This window comes from Thermococcus sp. 9N3, from assembly GCF_012027685.1.
Lineage (GTDB): Archaea > Methanobacteriota_B > Thermococci > Thermococcales > Thermococcaceae > Thermococcus > Thermococcus nautili.
This window is the reverse complement of record NZ_SNUV01000001.1, coordinates 1,019,223-1,033,689: the sequence shown is the minus strand read 5'-3', so window position 1 is coordinate 1,033,689 and position 14,467 is coordinate 1,019,223. Positions and strand designations below refer to the sequence as shown.

19 protein-coding genes and 1 tRNA gene are annotated in these 14,467 nt (G+C 54.5%); 9 read left to right on the top strand and 11 right to left on the bottom strand.

The window, feature by feature from the left end; translation table 11 throughout:
* Nucleotides 1-39 precede the first annotated feature (39 nt).
* Nucleotides 40-1,248: a hypothetical protein gene (locus E3E30_RS05745; protein ID WP_167728710.1), complete on the bottom strand. Its 1,209-nt coding sequence runs from the start codon at nucleotides 1,246-1,248 to the stop codon at nucleotides 40-42.
* 58 nt (nucleotides 1,249-1,306) lie between these two features.
* Between E3E30_RS05745 and E3E30_RS05740 the strand changes: the two genes are divergently transcribed.
* Complete coding sequence (locus tag E3E30_RS05740) at nucleotides 1,307-1,900, top strand: RNA ligase partner protein (protein WP_167728999.1); 594 nt, start codon at nucleotides 1,307-1,309, stop codon at nucleotides 1,898-1,900.
* A gap of 31 nt (nucleotides 1,901-1,931) precedes the next feature.
* Nucleotides 1,932-2,008: transfer RNA gene (locus tag E3E30_RS05735), tRNA-Thr, on the top strand.
* A 318-nt stretch (nucleotides 2,009-2,326) separates the two neighbouring features.
* Here the strand turns inward: E3E30_RS05735 and E3E30_RS05730 are convergent.
* The 3 genes from E3E30_RS05730 to gcvPA all read right to left on the bottom strand — a co-directional run bounded on the left by E3E30_RS05730 (nucleotide 2,327) and on the right by gcvPA (nucleotide 5,565).
* Nucleotides 2,327-2,620 carry a hypothetical protein gene (locus E3E30_RS05730; RefSeq protein WP_167728709.1) on the bottom strand — a complete coding sequence of 98 codons (294 nt, stop codon included), beginning with the start codon at nucleotides 2,618-2,620 and terminating at the stop codon, nucleotides 2,327-2,329.
* Between the two features lie 89 nt (nucleotides 2,621-2,709).
* Nucleotides 2,710-4,218 (bottom strand): aminomethyl-transferring glycine dehydrogenase subunit GcvPB, encoded by a 1,509-nt coding sequence (gene gcvPB, locus E3E30_RS05725; protein ID WP_167728708.1) that lies wholly within the window; start codon nucleotides 4,216-4,218, stop codon nucleotides 2,710-2,712.
* Nucleotides 4,219-5,565, bottom strand: a complete 1,347-nt coding sequence (gene gcvPA, locus E3E30_RS05720; protein ID WP_167728707.1) for an aminomethyl-transferring glycine dehydrogenase subunit GcvPA — start codon at nucleotides 5,563-5,565, stop codon at nucleotides 4,219-4,221.
* A gap of 136 nt (nucleotides 5,566-5,701) precedes the next feature.
* On the opposite strand from gcvPA, the gene E3E30_RS05715 reads away from it, so the two are divergent.
* Both E3E30_RS05715 and E3E30_RS05710 read left to right on the top strand, forming a co-directional pair.
* The gene (locus E3E30_RS05715; protein WP_167728998.1) at nucleotides 5,702-6,382 is read left to right on the top strand and encodes an HAD family hydrolase; all 681 of its coding nucleotides are present in this window, start codon (nucleotides 5,702-5,704) and stop codon (nucleotides 6,380-6,382) included.
* Nucleotides 6,383-6,421: 39 nt separating this feature from the next.
* Nucleotides 6,422-7,003: a hypothetical protein gene (locus E3E30_RS05710; RefSeq protein WP_156927369.1), complete on the top strand. Its 582-nt coding sequence runs from the start codon at nucleotides 6,422-6,424 to the stop codon at nucleotides 7,001-7,003.
* Here E3E30_RS05710 and E3E30_RS05705 read toward each other — a convergent pair.
* Entirely contained in the window at nucleotides 6,990-7,268 is a 279-nt protein-coding gene (locus E3E30_RS05705; protein ID WP_042688742.1) for a hypothetical protein, read from the bottom strand. The two genes, E3E30_RS05710 and E3E30_RS05705, sit on opposite strands and share 14 nt — an antisense overlap.
* A 91-nt stretch (nucleotides 7,269-7,359) precedes the next feature.
* Between E3E30_RS05705 and E3E30_RS05700 the strand changes: the two genes are divergently transcribed.
* The 5 genes from E3E30_RS05700 to E3E30_RS05680 all read left to right on the top strand — a co-directional run bounded on the left by E3E30_RS05700 (nucleotide 7,360) and on the right by E3E30_RS05680 (nucleotide 10,571).
* Entirely contained in the window at nucleotides 7,360-8,037 is a 678-nt protein-coding gene (locus tag E3E30_RS05700; RefSeq protein WP_167728706.1) for a metallophosphoesterase, read from the top strand.
* A gap of 45 nt (nucleotides 8,038-8,082) precedes the next feature.
* Nucleotides 8,083-8,787: a PrsW family glutamic-type intramembrane protease gene (locus E3E30_RS05695; RefSeq protein WP_167728997.1), complete on the top strand. Its 705-nt coding sequence runs from the start codon at nucleotides 8,083-8,085 to the stop codon at nucleotides 8,785-8,787.
* On the top strand, nucleotides 8,778-8,993 hold the full coding sequence (locus E3E30_RS05690) for a hypothetical protein (protein ID WP_042688750.1): 216 nt from the start codon (nucleotides 8,778-8,780) through the stop codon (nucleotides 8,991-8,993). Before E3E30_RS05695 ends, E3E30_RS05690 begins: the two co-directional genes overlap by 10 nt.
* 3 nt (nucleotides 8,994-8,996) lie before the next feature.
* Entirely contained in the window at nucleotides 8,997-9,626 is a 630-nt protein-coding gene (locus tag E3E30_RS05685) for a hypothetical protein (RefSeq protein WP_167728705.1), read from the top strand.
* A gap of 153 nt (nucleotides 9,627-9,779) precedes the next feature.
* Nucleotides 9,780-10,571 (top strand): hypothetical protein, encoded by a 792-nt coding sequence (locus E3E30_RS05680; protein WP_167728704.1) that lies wholly within the window; start codon nucleotides 9,780-9,782, stop codon nucleotides 10,569-10,571.
* Here E3E30_RS05680 and E3E30_RS05675 read toward each other — a convergent pair.
* The 6 genes from E3E30_RS05675 to E3E30_RS05650 form a co-directional block, all read right to left on the bottom strand.
* Nucleotides 10,568-10,912 carry a DUF1667 domain-containing protein gene (locus E3E30_RS05675; RefSeq protein WP_167728703.1) on the bottom strand — a complete coding sequence of 115 codons (345 nt, stop codon included), beginning with the start codon at nucleotides 10,910-10,912 and terminating at the stop codon, nucleotides 10,568-10,570. The genes E3E30_RS05680 and E3E30_RS05675 overlap by 4 nt on opposite strands.
* Nucleotides 10,909-12,165, bottom strand: coding sequence for an FAD-dependent oxidoreductase (locus E3E30_RS05670; RefSeq protein WP_167728702.1), 1,257 nt, complete (start codon nucleotides 12,163-12,165; stop codon nucleotides 10,909-10,911). Before E3E30_RS05670 ends, E3E30_RS05675 begins: the two co-directional genes overlap by 4 nt.
* Nucleotides 12,165-13,652 (bottom strand): NAD(P)/FAD-dependent oxidoreductase, encoded by a 1,488-nt coding sequence (locus tag E3E30_RS05665; RefSeq protein ID WP_167728701.1) that lies wholly within the window; start codon nucleotides 13,650-13,652, stop codon nucleotides 12,165-12,167. Before E3E30_RS05665 ends, E3E30_RS05670 begins: the two co-directional genes overlap by 1 nt.
* A gap of 155 nt (nucleotides 13,653-13,807) precedes the next feature.
* Complete coding sequence (locus E3E30_RS11415) at nucleotides 13,808-13,957, bottom strand: PIN domain-containing protein (protein ID WP_167728700.1); 150 nt, start codon at nucleotides 13,955-13,957, stop codon at nucleotides 13,808-13,810.
* 11 nt (nucleotides 13,958-13,968) lie between these two features.
* Nucleotides 13,969-14,295 carry a PIN domain-containing protein gene (locus tag E3E30_RS11370; RefSeq protein ID WP_167728699.1) on the bottom strand — a complete coding sequence of 109 codons (327 nt, stop codon included), beginning with the start codon at nucleotides 14,293-14,295 and terminating at the stop codon, nucleotides 13,969-13,971.
* Nucleotides 14,234-14,437 carry an antitoxin family protein gene (locus tag E3E30_RS05650; protein WP_014122534.1) on the bottom strand — a complete coding sequence of 68 codons (204 nt, stop codon included), beginning with the start codon at nucleotides 14,435-14,437 and terminating at the stop codon, nucleotides 14,234-14,236. Before E3E30_RS05650 ends, E3E30_RS11370 begins: the two co-directional genes overlap by 62 nt.
* Nucleotides 14,438-14,467 lie beyond the last annotated feature (30 nt).

Below are 14,467 nucleotides of genomic sequence, written 5' to 3'. Positions count from 1 at the left end.
TGTGGCTATAACCTTTTGGTATAAGAATCGAAAGAGAAGTCAGTAGAGCATAACCTCAAAGCCCAACTCGCTGAGTAAATCGGCAAGCTCTTCGCTATCAACGTAGGCCAGCAGGTGGTGGTTTCCGAGCGTTCCGTCGAGGAACTCGGGGGCATCCTCAATCCTGAGCTTCACCTGCGTTCTGCATCTGTTCTCTAGGTGCTCGTTGCCGACAACATCAACGCCGGCAACAACCGCGCGCCTTCCGCGAACCTTGAAGAGGCTCGCCTTTTCCTTTGGGAACTCGACGTCAACGCCAACGCCGATACCGCTCTCGAAATGGCTCCTCAGGCGGTAGCGCCAGAGCAGGGGCGCGGTGCAGTGGGCGATTACCACGTGGTTCTCCCCGAAGTCCGCAACGTTGCCCATGAAGGCGGGCTTATCGAAGTACTTCCTCACAATGTACATCCCTAGGAGCGAGTTCAGCTCGCCCTCACAGCCGGCCGGAATCCCCTCGGCGTTGAACATTGCGAGGGCCAGACATGGCGTGGCGTTGAGCTTGCCTATGAGGTCGAAACAGCCTATCGTGAAGCCATCGAGCCTGTAATCGCGCAGGATTTCCTTGATTGCAAGGTATATCCTTCCGGCCTTCGCTAAGGCATCTTTTCCGGGTTCCTTCACCTCGCTTGCCTGCTCAAAGATTTCCTCAACGACCTTCCAGCCGTCCTCATCGCTCACCTTATCGTAGTACTCGTAGAACTTCTTGAGGCTAATCCTCGTGTAGGGGAGCTCAAACTTCTCGTTGACGAGCCAGGGAGAAACTCTGCCGATGAGGCCGAGCCTGGCCCGGAGGAATGGTTCGAGGGTTTCGAGGGAGTCTTCGTATGCGAGCAGAGCGGCCTTGAGCTCGTTCATGTCCTTGACAAGAGTCGAGGGAACGAGCCGCTCACGCAGGAACTCCCTGATTTCGATTCCAGCGGCGAGGGAGTTGTTGAAGGGGTCGCCGAAGATTACGGTGGGCCTTCTGAAGACGAAGAACTCTTTGAGGAAGCCTTCAGTTCCACCCGTTAAGGGGTAGAGGATTATAGCATCAACCTCGTTGAAGTTGAGCTCCTCCTTGGCCTCCCGAAAGTCCGCCTTTGAGCTCAGCATAAAACCGCCGACGACATCGAAGTCCCCGGCAAGTGCGGTGAGGAACTCGGAGACCTTCTTCTCAAACGACTTCGGATTCGCGAGTTCGCTAACCCCGAAGGCAACACCAACCTTCATGTTTTCACCCAACCTTTTAAAGCCCCGACCCTAAATAACCTTGTGGTGGCCGATGACGCTGAGGTTCGTCCTCGACACGAGCATATTCGTCAACCCCGAAATCCGAAAGGACTTCGGCGATAACCCAACCGAGGCCATGAGGACCTTTCTAGGCTACGCCGAGAAGCTCTTCGGGAAGGTGGAATTCTACATGCCGCCGGGCATCTACCGCGAGGTCATGCACTTCGTTGACGAGGAGCTGAAGCCGGAGATAGAGCTCTACATCATCAAGAAGCCCCCCAACCTGCACGACCTCAAGATTCCGGCCTTCGTCGTTTACGAGCTCATAGACGACATAAGGAGGCGGGTTGACAAGGGGCTTAGGGTTGCCGAGAAGGCCGTTCGAGAGAGCGTCGTCGAGACGGACAACGTGGACAAGATAATCCAGAAGCTCCGGAGGAACTACCGCAAGGCCCTTCGAGAGGGAATCGTTGACAGCAAGGAGGACTTTGAGCTAATTCTTCTCGCCAAGGAGCTGGACGCGACGATAGTTTCTGCGGACGTTGGAATCCTGACGTGGGCGCAGAAGATGGGCATCAAGTGGATTGACGCTTCAGCGTTCAAGGATGTCCTTGAGGGTCTCGTCGAGAAGCTCGGAGGGAAAAATTTATAAAGGCTCCCTCCATCGTATCAACGTCAACAGCGCCCCGGTGGCTCAGCCTGGTGGAGCGGCCGCTTGGTAAGCGGCAGGTCGCGGGTTCAAACCCCGCCCGGGGCTCCATCGAAACTTTGCTGGGCAAAGTTTGACCAAGGTTCGTGATTCTCCTCTAAGAATGCAATTTTAAGAAGTTTGCACTCTCAAATGGCAGTACTCTCAAAGAATTCTCTTCAAGGAGCCCTCTGAGGGCTTCTCTAAGAAGCGCTGAACGCCAAAGAATTCTTTAAGTTGCCGTCGTTCAGGCGTGCTGACCTCAAATTGGTCTCCAAATGATATCAAGAGGAAAGCATTGCCCCCTGTGGTGTTGTTCAAATGCTCCCCTTTTGAGAATGCAGTTCTAGGTAAACTTCTTGCAGTGAACTCTATCGAGGTGGTTATGTCTCAGCTCGTCGTGAAGACGGTCCAGCTCTGGTAATCTGCCTCGATGAGAACCTCAAGGACGTCCTCTTCTCCGTACCGTATCTCCCTTACTGTTATCTCCTTCTTCACACGTCCCTTCACTACGGCCTTGTGGACCTCTTTTGGGAGCTCTTCCGTGACCGGGATTATTCCGTCCTTTACGTATATTCCGGTTAGCTTGCCCCTCTGAAGCAGAAAACCCCTCACTGGGACCACGTATTCATCAAACCCCACATCATATCCGGTGGTTTCAAGGCGTCCGACCCCAACTGTCATACGAATCACCCATGTGTAAGTTTTCTATTACATATTTCCCCTTTAACTTTAAAAACCTTTCTGGGCAAAAATGGGTAGAAAAGGGCAGTTCAGTAGTCCACTTCGCCCTTCTCCTTCAGCTCGAGGTACATCCTCCAGCTGAGGACGGGCTTTTTAGCGGCAAGAACGTCGTCAACGCGCCTCACGGCGGTGTTGTGGGGAGCGCCCTTGACGACCTCGGGGTTGGTGTAGGCTTCCTCGCTTATCCTCTTCAGCGCCTCGACGTACGCGTCAATCTCCTCCCTGCTGACCGTCTCGGTCGGCTCAATCATCAGGGCCTCGTGCACAATCAGCGGGAAGTAAACCGTCGGCGCGTGCAGTCCGAAGTCGAGCAACCTCTTCGCCACGTCCATCGCGGTAACTCCGGTCTCTTTCTTCATTGGTTCGGCTGAGAATACCGTCTCGTGTTTCCTCAGGGTCTTGCCGGGCAACTCGTAGCCCTTCGTTCCCAAAAGCTTCCTTGTCAGGTAGTTGGCGTTGAGAACAGCTATCTCGCTCGCGTTCTTCAGTCCGTCCCTGCCCATGACCTTGAGGTAAACGAGGGCCCTCACCATCACCGCGAAGTTGCCGTAGAGCTCCTTCACCTTCCCTATGCTCTTGGGCACGTTGTAGTCAAGGTAGTAGCGGTCGTTCTCCTCGTCGTAACCCACCAGAGGAACGGGCAGGTAGTCCTTGAGGAAATCCTTAACTCCGACCGGTCCGCTTCCCGGCCCTCCTCCACCGTGCGGTGTCGAGAACGTCTTGTGCAGGTTGAGGTGAACGACGTCGAAGCCCATGTCTCCAGGTCTGACCTTTCCGAGGACGGCGTTTAAGTTGGCACCATCGTAGTAGAGAAGTCCACCGGCCTTGTGGACTATCTTTGCTATCTCGAGTATCTCGTCCTCGAAGATGCCGAGGGTGTTAGGGTTGGTAAGCATTAGCCCGGCCGTTCTCTCGCCGACCGCGTTCTCAAGGGCCTCCAGGTCCATCGTCCCCTCTTCCGTCGAGGGAATCTCGATGACCTTGAAGCCGGCCATCGCCGCGCTGGCCGGATTCGTTCCATGGGCGGAATCGGCAACGAGCATCTCGTCCCTCTGCGGTTCGCCGTTGTCAAGGTGGTAGGCCCTTATTATTGAAACACCTGTAAACTCGCCGTTCGCTCCCGCTGCCGGCTGTAAAGTAAAGCGGTCCATGCCGGTTATCTCTTTGAGCCACTGCTCCAGCTCCCACATTATCCTAAGCGCGCCCTGAACTGTTCTCTCATCCTGATACGGGTGTATATAGGCGACCCCGGGGTGACCGGCTATCTCCTCGTTTATCTTGGGGTTGTACTTCATGGTGCACGAGCCGAGCGGGTAGATACCGGAATCGACGCCGTAGTTCATCTCGCTTAAGCGGGTGTAGTGCTTCACTATCTCTGGCTCGCTCAGCTCGGGAAGGTTGAGTTTGCTCTTCCTCCTGAGCTTCTCAGGGATTTCGACATCAACGTCCTCAATCGGCTTCGGCAACGTATAGCCGACCCGCCCCTCGCGGGAGAGCTCGAAGATGAGAGGTTCGTCCCACTTAGCCTGACGGAACATTCAGGCCACCTCCTTGAGGGCCTCGATTAGGGCATCTACCCATTCCTTCCTCGTCGTCTCGGTCGCCGAGAAGAGCGCTGTCTCGCCAAGCTCCGGGAAGTGCTCCCCGATGTAGTAGCCGCCGTGGATTCCCCTCGCGAGAAGGGCGTCGTGTATTTCGCCGTAGGGCCTTCCGAAGCGAGCAGGGATGTCCTTGAAGTAAAGGCCCTCAAAGGGAATCTCGGCAACCTCGCTCAGCCTCCTCTTTAAGTAGGCGGTGTTCTTGAGTATGACCTCGCCGAGCTCTGCCAGACCCTTCGGCCCGAGGCTGGCCAGGTGTATGGCGGAAGCAACGGCAACGAGTGCCTCGTTGGAGCAGATGTTCGACGTAGCTTTAGCGCGCCTGATGTGCTGTTCCCTCGTCTGGAGCGTCATGACGAAGGCCCTCTTTCCTTCGGCATCTTTCGTCATTCCGATTATCCTGCCCGGCATCTGGCGGATGAGCTTCTTGTCGTCCCTCACCGCGAAAACCCCTGCCCTCGGCCCGCCGAAGTTCATGGGGTTGCCGAGGTATGAAGCCTCGCCGACCGCTATGTCCGCTCCAAGCTCGCCCGGCGCCTCGAAGATTCCGAGCATCGTCGGGTCGGCCCCAACGACGAAGTAGGCTCCAGCTTCCTTGGCTATCTCGCCTATCTCCCTCACGTTCTCCTCAACGAGACCGAAGAAGTTGGCCATCTCGACGTAAACACCCGCCGAATTTTCAACGGCTTCCTTGAGCTTCTCGATGTCGAGCTTACCGCTCTCGTCCCAGGGAACCTCGACTATCTCAAGGTTCGCACCGCGGGTGTAGGTTTCTATGACGGCCCTCTTCTCCGGGCTTATCGCCTTGGGAATCACGAAGCGCCTTCTCTTGCCCCTGTGGAGTCTGACGGTCATCAAAGCGGCCTCAGCTATCGCCGTCCCCCAGTCGTACATCGAGGAGTTGACTACAGGCAGGCCGTAGAGCTCGGCCATCATGCTCTGGTACTCGAAGAGGGCCTGGAGCATTCCCTGACTTATCTCGGGCTGGTATGGGGTGTAGGCGGTTAGAAACTCGCTCCTCTCGATGAGGTACTTAACGTGAGCCGGGACGTAGTGGAAGTAGGTTCCAGCTCCGAGGAAGCTCGGCATCTCGAGGACGGTTTTGTTCTTTGAGAGGACCTCGTTGAGCTCAAGGAAGACCTCGTACTCGCTCTTTCCCTCCGGGAGGTTGAACTCTTTGACCATTCCTTCGGGAACGTCGGAGAAGAGCTCGTCAATTGAACTGAAGCCGATTTCCTTCAGCATTTCATCCCTCTGGGCGAGGTTGGGAAGGTAGTGCTTTCCCATGGCAACCACCTCGAAAGGTTAAGACGGTCGTTTGAAGTACTCCCCTGAGATTATATGCCTTGTGCTCCTGTACATTAGTACAGCCATGTACATCGAAAGCCTTAAAGCCGGCCCGATAACTTCGTGGGGGATGGGCATGATAATCGGCTTCGACTTCGACGGAACGCTCATGGACAGCTACTCCTGCATAGAGGAGGCCTTTAAGCGGGCACTTGAGAAGCGCTACCGCTGGCTCCCTGGAAAGGGGCTGTGGGCGAAGCTCCTGACGAGAATCGAGCTCCAGTTCGAGAGACCGAGCCTTGGTGGCCATAAAAAGACCCACAAACCGCCGTTCTTCCTCCGGACGAAGTTCTTCGAGACGTGGTTCATCGAGAGGGCGAAGCTTAGTCAGCCCATAGACGACGCCCCGGAGTTACTTAAAAAGCTCAAGGAGGAGGGCCACACGGTCATCTCCTTCTCGGCAGAGGACTTCATAGACGGCATGAAGGTCAAACGGCTGAAGATGGCCGGCCTCTACGACTTCTTCGACGACGTCATCGTCTTTGGCAGGGAGATGACGCTCGACGAGGCCTTTCAGCTCGTCCGCGAAAAGTACGGGAACGAGACCTTCATCTGGGTGGACGACAAGCCCTGGCGCTTCATCGGCAGAGGCGACGAGAACACGGAGTTCGTGTGGTACTACTTCCCGTTCACCGCTCGCTTCGTCGAGAAGAACCGCGAGAAGCTTGCCCTAATCCCGCACCTTCACGTCATAAGGGACCTGTGGAGCCTGTTCGATGTGATTGAGAACGTCCGAAAGAGAAAACATCCAGAATGATAAACTATTTTTAGGATGTTCTCCAACTACCTTTGGAGGATGCCCATGAAGAGCCCCTTCAAGAGCAGGGTAGTGATACTCTCACTGGTCGCGTTTGTTGCGATACTAGTCCTCTCCATAGGCCCTTGGTGGAAGGACCTCATGGGTGGTATAACTCCTGCACCCCCTAACGTTACGGCGATTTACCTCGGCCCTTCACCTCCAGAAGGAAAATGGCAGTTCACCATCGGGGACAGGCTCCTCGATGACTGCTCCGTCGCGTACGTTTACAACTTTACACCAACTGGAGTGCTCACCGTTTATGAAATAGATGCTGGAACGTTGAAAGCCCTTGGCTTCGAAACGAACGATACCGAATGCGAGGGGAACCTTGGCTACGGCTACCTTGCAGTTAACTTCAGTCAGGAAATTGACACGCTCTCAATAGTCGTTTGGACGAGCAAGAGCTCCTCAACAGGCGATGAGGTTTACTTCGTCGAGCTTGGTAGCTGGAAGTTCGTGAACGGCTCCTACATCGGCTACATAGCGCCGCCTATGGACAAAAACTACATGCTCCTGGGCCTTGAGGCTGTCAAAGAAATGGTGAACGAAACCGGAATCCACTACATCAATCGCCGCTGAGGTACTCCAGGGTGTCCTCCACAAACTCATCCCAGTCCTCGTCGCTTACCTCTTCGATTTTGAGGCTGAATTCCCGCCCAAGGTTCCACCTGACCGCTATTTTCCCGTTATCCGTTTCCGCGATGACGAGCCCGAATGGAACGTCCCCCATCCAGTGGTGCTTTGAGAAATCAACGCGGAACCCCCTTTTCCTTAGCTCCTCAAGAATCAGTTCGTATGTCCTCGCGGGCCCGTGCGGACTCCTCGCAAACCCAATGTAGGCCATTTTTACTCACCATTGTTACCTTGGTGGACGGACTTAAAACCTTTTCGGTTTCCCTAACAAAGTTTAAAAGCATTTAAACGAACCTAAAACCATGGAACCAAAGCCCCTTCCGGAGAAGGCACTGCTCCTCGGGAAAAACCTTATCATAGCCGACCTGCACCTCGGCTACGAGATAGCGATGGCCAGGGAGGGGTTCTACCTCCCCAGGGTCTTCCACGAGGTCGTCGGAGATTTAAAGGGTCTAATAAGGCGCGAAAGGCCGAAGAGGCTAATCATAAACGGCGACCTGAAGCACTCCTTCATCCCGGAGTGGCGTGAGAGGGCGGAGCTCAAGGCGTTTTTCGAAGAGATTAATCCGCTCGTTGAAGAGATAGTCCTCGTCAGAGGGAACCACGACGTTGGAACGCTCTGGCTCCGGGAGCTCGGCGTTGAGGTCGTCGATGAACTTGAGCTCGGAAGGTGGAAGCTCGTTCACGGCCACAAGGTCGTTGAAGGCGAGCGCTTCATAATCGGCCACGAGCACCCGGCGATAAGGCTCAGGGACGAGGTTGGGGCCATCGTTAAGGTTCCGGCCTTTCTCCTCGGCGAGAAACTCATCGTCCTGCCCGCGTTCAGCCCCTGGGCCTACGGCAACGATGTCCTTAGGGAGATTGTATCACCGTTCCTCAGGTTTTATCGTGAGGACTTCAGGGTTCTCGTACCCGTTGGTAATGAACTCCTGGATTTTGGACGGCTCTCCAGCCTTAGGACAGCCCTCTCACGGCTGTGACGAAAAGTTTAAACCCCTCAAAGATTACCCTCATGGGTGATAGCGATGGACGTGCTGACAACGCTTTTGTTCTTCGCCTACGCTCCGGCACTCGCGATACTCTGGTACTTCTATCACAAGGATAAGTACGAGCCAGAACCGAAGCGCTACGTCATAACGACGTTTCTTCTTGGGGCAACGCTCTCGGTTGGCATCGCATACATCCTCGAGAGCATTCTCACCATCGGCGGGCTCATACAGCCAATCCTGCCCACGACGGCCTTTTACGTTGCCCTCGTCGCCGGTCTCGTCGAGGAGCCGGCCAAGGCCCTCGCGGTCAGGTTCCCCTACAAGGCCGGTCAGATGGACGGCATAATGGACGGTCTCGTCTACGGAGTCGCAGCGGGTCTCGGCTTCGCCGCCACTGAAAACTTCCTCTACGGCCTCGGCTGGGGCGTCGCAGTAACGCTGACGAGAGCATTCCTGACGCCCTTCGCCCACGGCACCTGGACTGCCATAATCGGCGTCGGCTACGGCCTAAAAGCTGAGGGAAAGGTTGATTCCCTCGCCCAGTTCTACGCCCTTGCGATACTCCTTCACTTCACCTGGGACTACTTTGCCTTCCTGAGCGCGACTGTTCCGGCCTACAACATAATGCTGATATTCCTCCTCCTCGTGAACCTCTCAATCCTCCGCTACTTCCTCCTCCTGGGGGAGGAAGAAGACAGGCAGAGGTTCTGGTATTACCTCGTTAGGAGGGGATGGCGGTGAAGAACGACGAAAAGCTTGAAAGGGCCCTCTTTGAAGCCCGCCCCTACGTGGAGTACTGGGACAGGCTGGAGAACCTTGTTAGGAGACTCTGGGAGGAGGCGACCGACGAGGAGAACTTCCTCCAGCTTCTGAATGAGGAAATTCAGCGCGCCGAGGAGCCCTTCAAAACAGATTTGAAGATTTTCCTCCAGAAATTCGGGGGGTAACTGATGAAACGCGTTCTCCTGGCGGTTTTTGTTGTTTTTCTCCTTACGTTTCTTACCTCCTCGTTCGTGCCGTTCCAGCCATCTTCCAGCACTCGAACACTCACTTCTGGGGAGGTTCTCAAAGCACTCACCAGCTACAGTCCCGATTCCATCTGCTGGACTGCAAACGTTACCAACGGGCTTTCAGAGAAATCGGTTTACGCCTGTATGAACTTTCAGAACTCCAGCGCGTCCTGGAGGATAACCAGGGATGGAAGGGAGTACGCCGTTGTTTTGAACCCCGAGACCAACGATACTTTTCTCAGAGATTTAGCCTTCAACAGTGCGTGGATTGAGTGGAACGTTTTGAACTTCATCAGATACGTCGCCCAGAACGGGAAGCTTGTAAACATCACGCGTTCAGATGGGATTTATCACTTAACGTTCCAGCTCAACAGAACGGAGACCGTGAACGCCGGCCCGCTCGAAAACCCCTATATTATAACCACAAAGCTCAGTATGAGGCTTGTTCTTAGTGTGGATTCCAACGGGAGACCTCTTGGGGGTGTTTTCGAGCAGAGAACTTACACCTCTGCTGGGGGAAGTGAGGGCCTGTTGACGGGCAACTTTACGGTTCTCGGGGAGTGGCATTAACCTCTTTCTTCTCTCTCATGAACGATATTCCCCTGGTTGTAATCACTTACAATGACGGTGTTTTATCCAGTACGATTTTCAATTTTTCCTCAATAGAAAAGTATTTAAACTCGATTCTCCTTTCCCATCTGAAAACGAGTGGAGGTAGTAGTGATGAGGAAGGTTGCCCTCTCGCTGTTCCTCGTTGCGATTGTTGTCCTCGCCGCTGGATGTGTTGGTAAAAGCACCGGCCTAACCGAGGAGAAGGTCATCAATGCCATAAAGAACATAAAAACGGCCCATTATGATGAGAACTTCACGATGGCCATGGACTTCACGATACCTGACGACAATACCACCATCAACATGACCATGCACTTCAGGATAAACGCTATGATGGACCGCGTGAAGAAAAGGGCCCTCGGCAACTACACCGGTTGGGTTTACTATAGTGGTCTTAACATGACGTTCAACTGGCCCGTTTATATTGAAGGCAACGACACCTACCTAAAAGTTGACGGCAAGTGGTACAACGCCACCGATAACCAGGAAACCGGCGCCGGCTCTTACAACCTCGACGCGATACGGGCAATCCTCAACTCGACCAACGTGAGCATAATGCCCGTTGACAGCGGTTATCAGTTCAAACTCAACGTTACTTTCGAGCAGTTCGCCAACGCCACGGGAAGAACTTATGCCTTGGACAGGCTCTTCCAGATAAACGGCACCGTCGAGACCCACGCGGGATGGGTTCTCGTGAAGCTCAAGAAGGATGGCACTCCATACTACATCGAGACTTACTTTGACCTCACCCTCAATATCCCCCATCCACTCACCAACGACACGATTCCAGTGCACGTGATAGTTCATGACAGCGAGGCCCTCAACAAGATTAACGAGCCCGTGGTAATAGAAAAGCCGAAAGGGGTGGAAAACGCCCCACGTTTTGATGGACTCTGGGACTAAGCTCCCCTCGTCGCCACTATTTTTATTCCCTCCCACTCCGCAACCGTTTCTCCGACCTTCACCGGCGCTTTGAGCCTGAGCTTCGCCAGAAACTTCATGAGCTCCGGTATCTTCTCCTTAGGCACCGGCTCGGCCGTCTTGACGCTCACCGTGGGCAGGGCCCCTCCTTCAACCGGTACGACGCTCATCACGACCCTCTTTGGATTTGTGACCTCCTGAACGGCCCACTCCTCACCGCGCGGACAAGTGCAACCGCGAACTTCCTTGACCTTTCCGTCCTCCATCTCGACCTCGATTGAACAGCCGAGGGGGCAGACGATGCATGTGAAGCGGTAAATCATGCCTTCACCACCTCCACGGTGAGCTTCTCGGCCTTCCTGATTTCCTCAGCTCTGAGCTTTATCCTCAGCATCTCGGCAGGCTTGACCACTGGGAGCTTCATTCTCTTGCCTATCTCCGGAATTCTGAGCTCGACGTCCTCCATCGGCTTAGACACGCGCAGGTAGAGGTAGACGTCCCTGTCGCCACTGAGGTAGTGGGGAACAATCAGGCGGACGTTTTCGCCCTTCTCAACCTTAACCCACTTTCTGCTCTCGATTCCCCCGTTCTCGATGAACTCCTTGGCTCCTTCAGCCGCTAACTCGCCTTGCTCCGCGACGTAGTCAACGAGGTCGTTTATTAGGAGTGAGTTCCCGGCGACGAATATCCCCGGGACGCTGGTTTCCAGCCTGTCGTTCACGACCGGCCCGCCAGTTGAGGGGTCAATCTCAACGCCTATCTTCTTCAATTTTTTAACGCTTGGGACGAGGCCGGCCGATATTATCAACGTATCCGCCTCAATCCAGAACTCGCTCCCGGGGATTTCGTTGAGGTTCTCATCAACCCTGACAACCTTTACCCTCTCAACGCGGCCCTTTCCGCGGACTTCCACGACCTTGTGGCTGAGGTAGAGGGGTATGTTGAAGTCCCTGAGAATCATGATGTTTCTGGCCAGTCCTCCGGGGTAGGGCATCAGCTCGACAACGGCCTTAACCTTCGCGCCTTCAAGAGCAAAGCGACGCGCCATTATCAAGCCAACGTCGCCGGAACCCACGATGACTATCTCCTTACCGGGCATTATCCCGTAGATGTCCATCAGCGTCTGGGCCTCTCCTGCCGTGTAGATTCCCGAAACCCTGTCGCCGACGATTCCAATCTCGAAGGCGTGCCTCTCCCTCGCTCCCGCGGCGTATATTACTGCCTTCGCCCAGGCCTGATAAGCCCCGCTCGGTGAGGTGAAGATTACGACCTTCTCGAGGTCTGAGTAGTTTTTAATCTCAAGAACCCTCGCCGCTGTTCTGTACTCCACCCCAAGCTCGACCAGCCTCTTCGCAAGCCTTGCCGCAAACTCGGGCCCTGTCAGCTCTTCTTTGTAGTAGTGCAGGCCGAAGCCGGGGTGAATGCACTGAGGGAGTATTCCTCCAAGGTAGTCGTTCTCGTCGAGGAGCAAAACCTTCAGTCCGAGTTCTTTGGCCCTAATCGCGGCCGCCATTCCAGCCGGACCGCCACCGACCACAACGACGTCGTAGCTCAGCATCGGAATCCTCGGGAACATCAGGCATCCCCCCTGAGGAGAACCTTGACGTCTCCTATTCCAATCTCGCTTCCCTTACCCTTCAGCGTGACCTCCCACGGCTCTACTCCGTATTCCTTCGCCAAAAGCTGGACTATCTTCGGCCTGCAGAAGCTTCCCTGGCAGGTTCCCGTTGTGGCTTTGGTCCTGAACTTGACGGAATCAACGCTCGGCGTTTTAACGCCTATGAACTTCATTCTCTCTATGGCCTCAAGGATGTCGCCCTCGCTGACGTTGTTGCACCTGCAGACTATCTTTCCATAGGATGGATTCTTCTTTACGGCTTCGTTCACCTGCTCGGGCGTCATCATGAAGAAGTGGCTGATTTCCTTCCTGTAGGGGTTCCACTTCTCCTTTTCCTTCAGCTCGATTCCAAGGTCGCGCTCGATTATCTCGGCAACCTCGTAGGCTATCGCCGGGGCGCTCGTCAGGCCAGGTGAGCGTATTCCAGCGACGTTGATGAAGCCCCAGACCTCTTCCTCCGCCTTGATTATGAAGTCCCCTCCCGTCGGCTCGGGCCTTAGACCTGCAAAGGTCCTGATTACCTTGCTCCTCGGGGGCAGCTGCGGCCAGAGCTTCTTGGCCCCTTCCCAGACCTGCTCAAGACCTTCCTTGGTCGTGGCGAGGTTTTCTTTCTCCTCCGGCGGTAAGTCCTGGGCGTTCGGCCCTATCATCAGATGGCCGGAAATCTCGGTGGTTACAACTATTCCCTTGCTTATCGGCGTCGGCGTCGGGAAGAGGACGCGCTTCGGCCCGGGAACGTCGTCGTCAAAAATCCAGTACTCACCTTTCCTCGGGTGGATTTCGAAGTAGTCTATGCCTGCCATTCTCGCTATTTTGTCCGCGTAAAGACCCGCTGCATTGATAACGATGTCCGCCTCGATGAAGCCGTCCTTCGTCTCAACGCCCCTGACCTCACCGTTCTCGACCTTTATTCCAGTGACCTCCGTCTCGAGGTGCGTCTTCACGCCGTTAGCAACGGCGTTCTCGGTTATCGCGATAACGGCCGGAATCGGCCCAATCTGGCCCACTATTGGAACCCATAAAGCTCCAATCGCTTCCCTCGTGAGGTTGGGTTCAAGGTGGAAGAGCTCTTCCTTATCAACGAGCCTCATCTCCGGAACGCCGTTCTTCCTCCCGCGCTCCAAAAGCCTCTCGAGCTCGTCGAAGTCCTCATCCTTCGTCGCGACTATCAGGGCCCCGTTCCAGACGTGCGGAATCTCAAGCTCCTTGACCCACTGGTGCCAGAGCCTGTTTCCCCTTATGCACAGCCTGGCCCTCGTCGGATACTTCTCGGGGTCGTCGTCGTAGCCACCGTGAATCAGAGCCGTGTTGGCCTTGCTCACCCCCCAGCCAACATCAGGAGCTTTTTCTATCAGGTGGACTTCGAGGTTCTCGTACCTGCTGAGAACCCTCGCTATGCTCGCCCCGCTAATTCCTGCCCCTATTATGGCCACCTTCGTCTTCATAACCTTCACCTCGATTTAACTTGAGAAAGGGTTTTGGATGTTTTAAAGCTTTCCTTAACCTTTAGTTTGGCGAAAAGGCGAGGAAAGAACTCTTTGGGGCATTAGAAAAAAGGACAGGGCAGGACAGGGTTTGAATGGACGGAGATGTTCATTCATCATGGCAGGGTCTCAATGTTTGGAACCTTCTTAAAATCAGAGTCAAAGGTGGCAATCCTCTTAATCCCGTACTGAATACATGAGGCGAGAATCATAGCGTCGTTGGGAAGCAGGTTGTGTTCCTCAATTAGTCTCCGTGCAATTTCCACGGTTCTCTCCGTTATCTCAACACCTCAAGCTCGGGAAGTGCACTAAAGAACTCATCGGCCACGTTGATGGCTTCTTTAATTTCTCCGACTTTTTCTCTTATGCCGTAGGTTGAGTACCTTCCATGCTTTTTCACGTACTCGTTAGCCATGAGCTGAAACCAGACCTCACCAATGACTGTTGGGTTGATGTAGAACCTTGTTCCTTCGTCAATCATTTTTTCAAGCGCAATCACTGCCCTCTCGTCTCCGAAAAGGAAGTTCAAGATGAAAGAGGTATCAAGGAAGACCCTTTCCCCTGTGGAGAACGTACTCATGATAAGCCTCCTCCAGCTCCTCAACGCTAACAGCTCTCTTAACACTTCCCGCAAGCTTCAGGACGTCCCGCTTTATGACAACGGTTACTTTCTCACCTTCCTTGAGATTCACACGTTTTAGGGGTTTTAGAACACCGTTCTCGTAGACGGCCTCGACGGTCTCCATGCTACCACCTGAAAATAATTGGAGGAAACA

Bases quoted from the DNA above. Each gene is read 5' to 3' on its own strand.
- E3E30_RS05745 (WP_167728710.1), bottom strand. From the start codon at position 1,248: ATGAAGGTTGGTGTTGCCTTCGGGGTTAGCGAACTCGCGAATCCGAAG.
- E3E30_RS05680 (WP_167728704.1), top strand. From the start codon at position 9,780: ATGAGGAAGGTTGCCCTCTCGCTGTTCCTCGTTGCGATTGTTGTCCTC.
- E3E30_RS05730 (WP_167728709.1), bottom strand. From the start codon at position 2,620: ATGACAGTTGGGGTCGGACGCCTTGAAACCACCGGATATGATGTGGGG.
- gcvPB (WP_167728708.1), bottom strand. From the start codon at position 4,218: ATGTTCCGTCAGGCTAAGTGGGACGAACCTCTCATCTTCGAGCTCTCC.
- E3E30_RS05670 (WP_167728702.1), bottom strand. From the start codon at position 12,165: ATGTTCCCGAGGATTCCGATGCTGAGCTACGACGTCGTTGTGGTCGGT.
- gcvPA (WP_167728707.1), bottom strand. From the start codon at position 5,565: ATGGGAAAGCACTACCTTCCCAACCTCGCCCAGAGGGATGAAATGCTG.
- E3E30_RS05700 (WP_167728706.1), top strand. From the start codon at position 7,360: ATGGAACCAAAGCCCCTTCCGGAGAAGGCACTGCTCCTCGGGAAAAAC.
- E3E30_RS05710 (WP_156927369.1), top strand. From the start codon at position 6,422: ATGCCCATGAAGAGCCCCTTCAAGAGCAGGGTAGTGATACTCTCACTG.
- E3E30_RS05650 (WP_014122534.1), bottom strand. From the start codon at position 14,437: ATGGAGACCGTCGAGGCCGTCTACGAGAACGGTGTTCTAAAACCCCTA.
- E3E30_RS05685 (WP_167728705.1), top strand. From the start codon at position 8,997: ATGAAACGCGTTCTCCTGGCGGTTTTTGTTGTTTTTCTCCTTACGTTT.
- E3E30_RS05675 (WP_167728703.1), bottom strand. From the start codon at position 10,912: ATGATTTACCGCTTCACATGCATCGTCTGCCCCCTCGGCTGTTCAATC.
- E3E30_RS05690 (WP_042688750.1), top strand. From the start codon at position 8,778: ATGGCGGTGAAGAACGACGAAAAGCTTGAAAGGGCCCTCTTTGAAGCC.
- E3E30_RS05665 (WP_167728701.1), bottom strand. From the start codon at position 13,652: ATGAAGACGAAGGTGGCCATAATAGGGGCAGGAATTAGCGGGGCGAGC.
- E3E30_RS05705 (WP_042688742.1), bottom strand. From the start codon at position 7,268: ATGGCCTACATTGGGTTTGCGAGGAGTCCGCACGGGCCCGCGAGGACA.
- E3E30_RS05715 (WP_167728998.1), top strand. From the start codon at position 5,702: ATGATAATCGGCTTCGACTTCGACGGAACGCTCATGGACAGCTACTCC.
- E3E30_RS05695 (WP_167728997.1), top strand. From the start codon at position 8,083: ATGGACGTGCTGACAACGCTTTTGTTCTTCGCCTACGCTCCGGCACTC.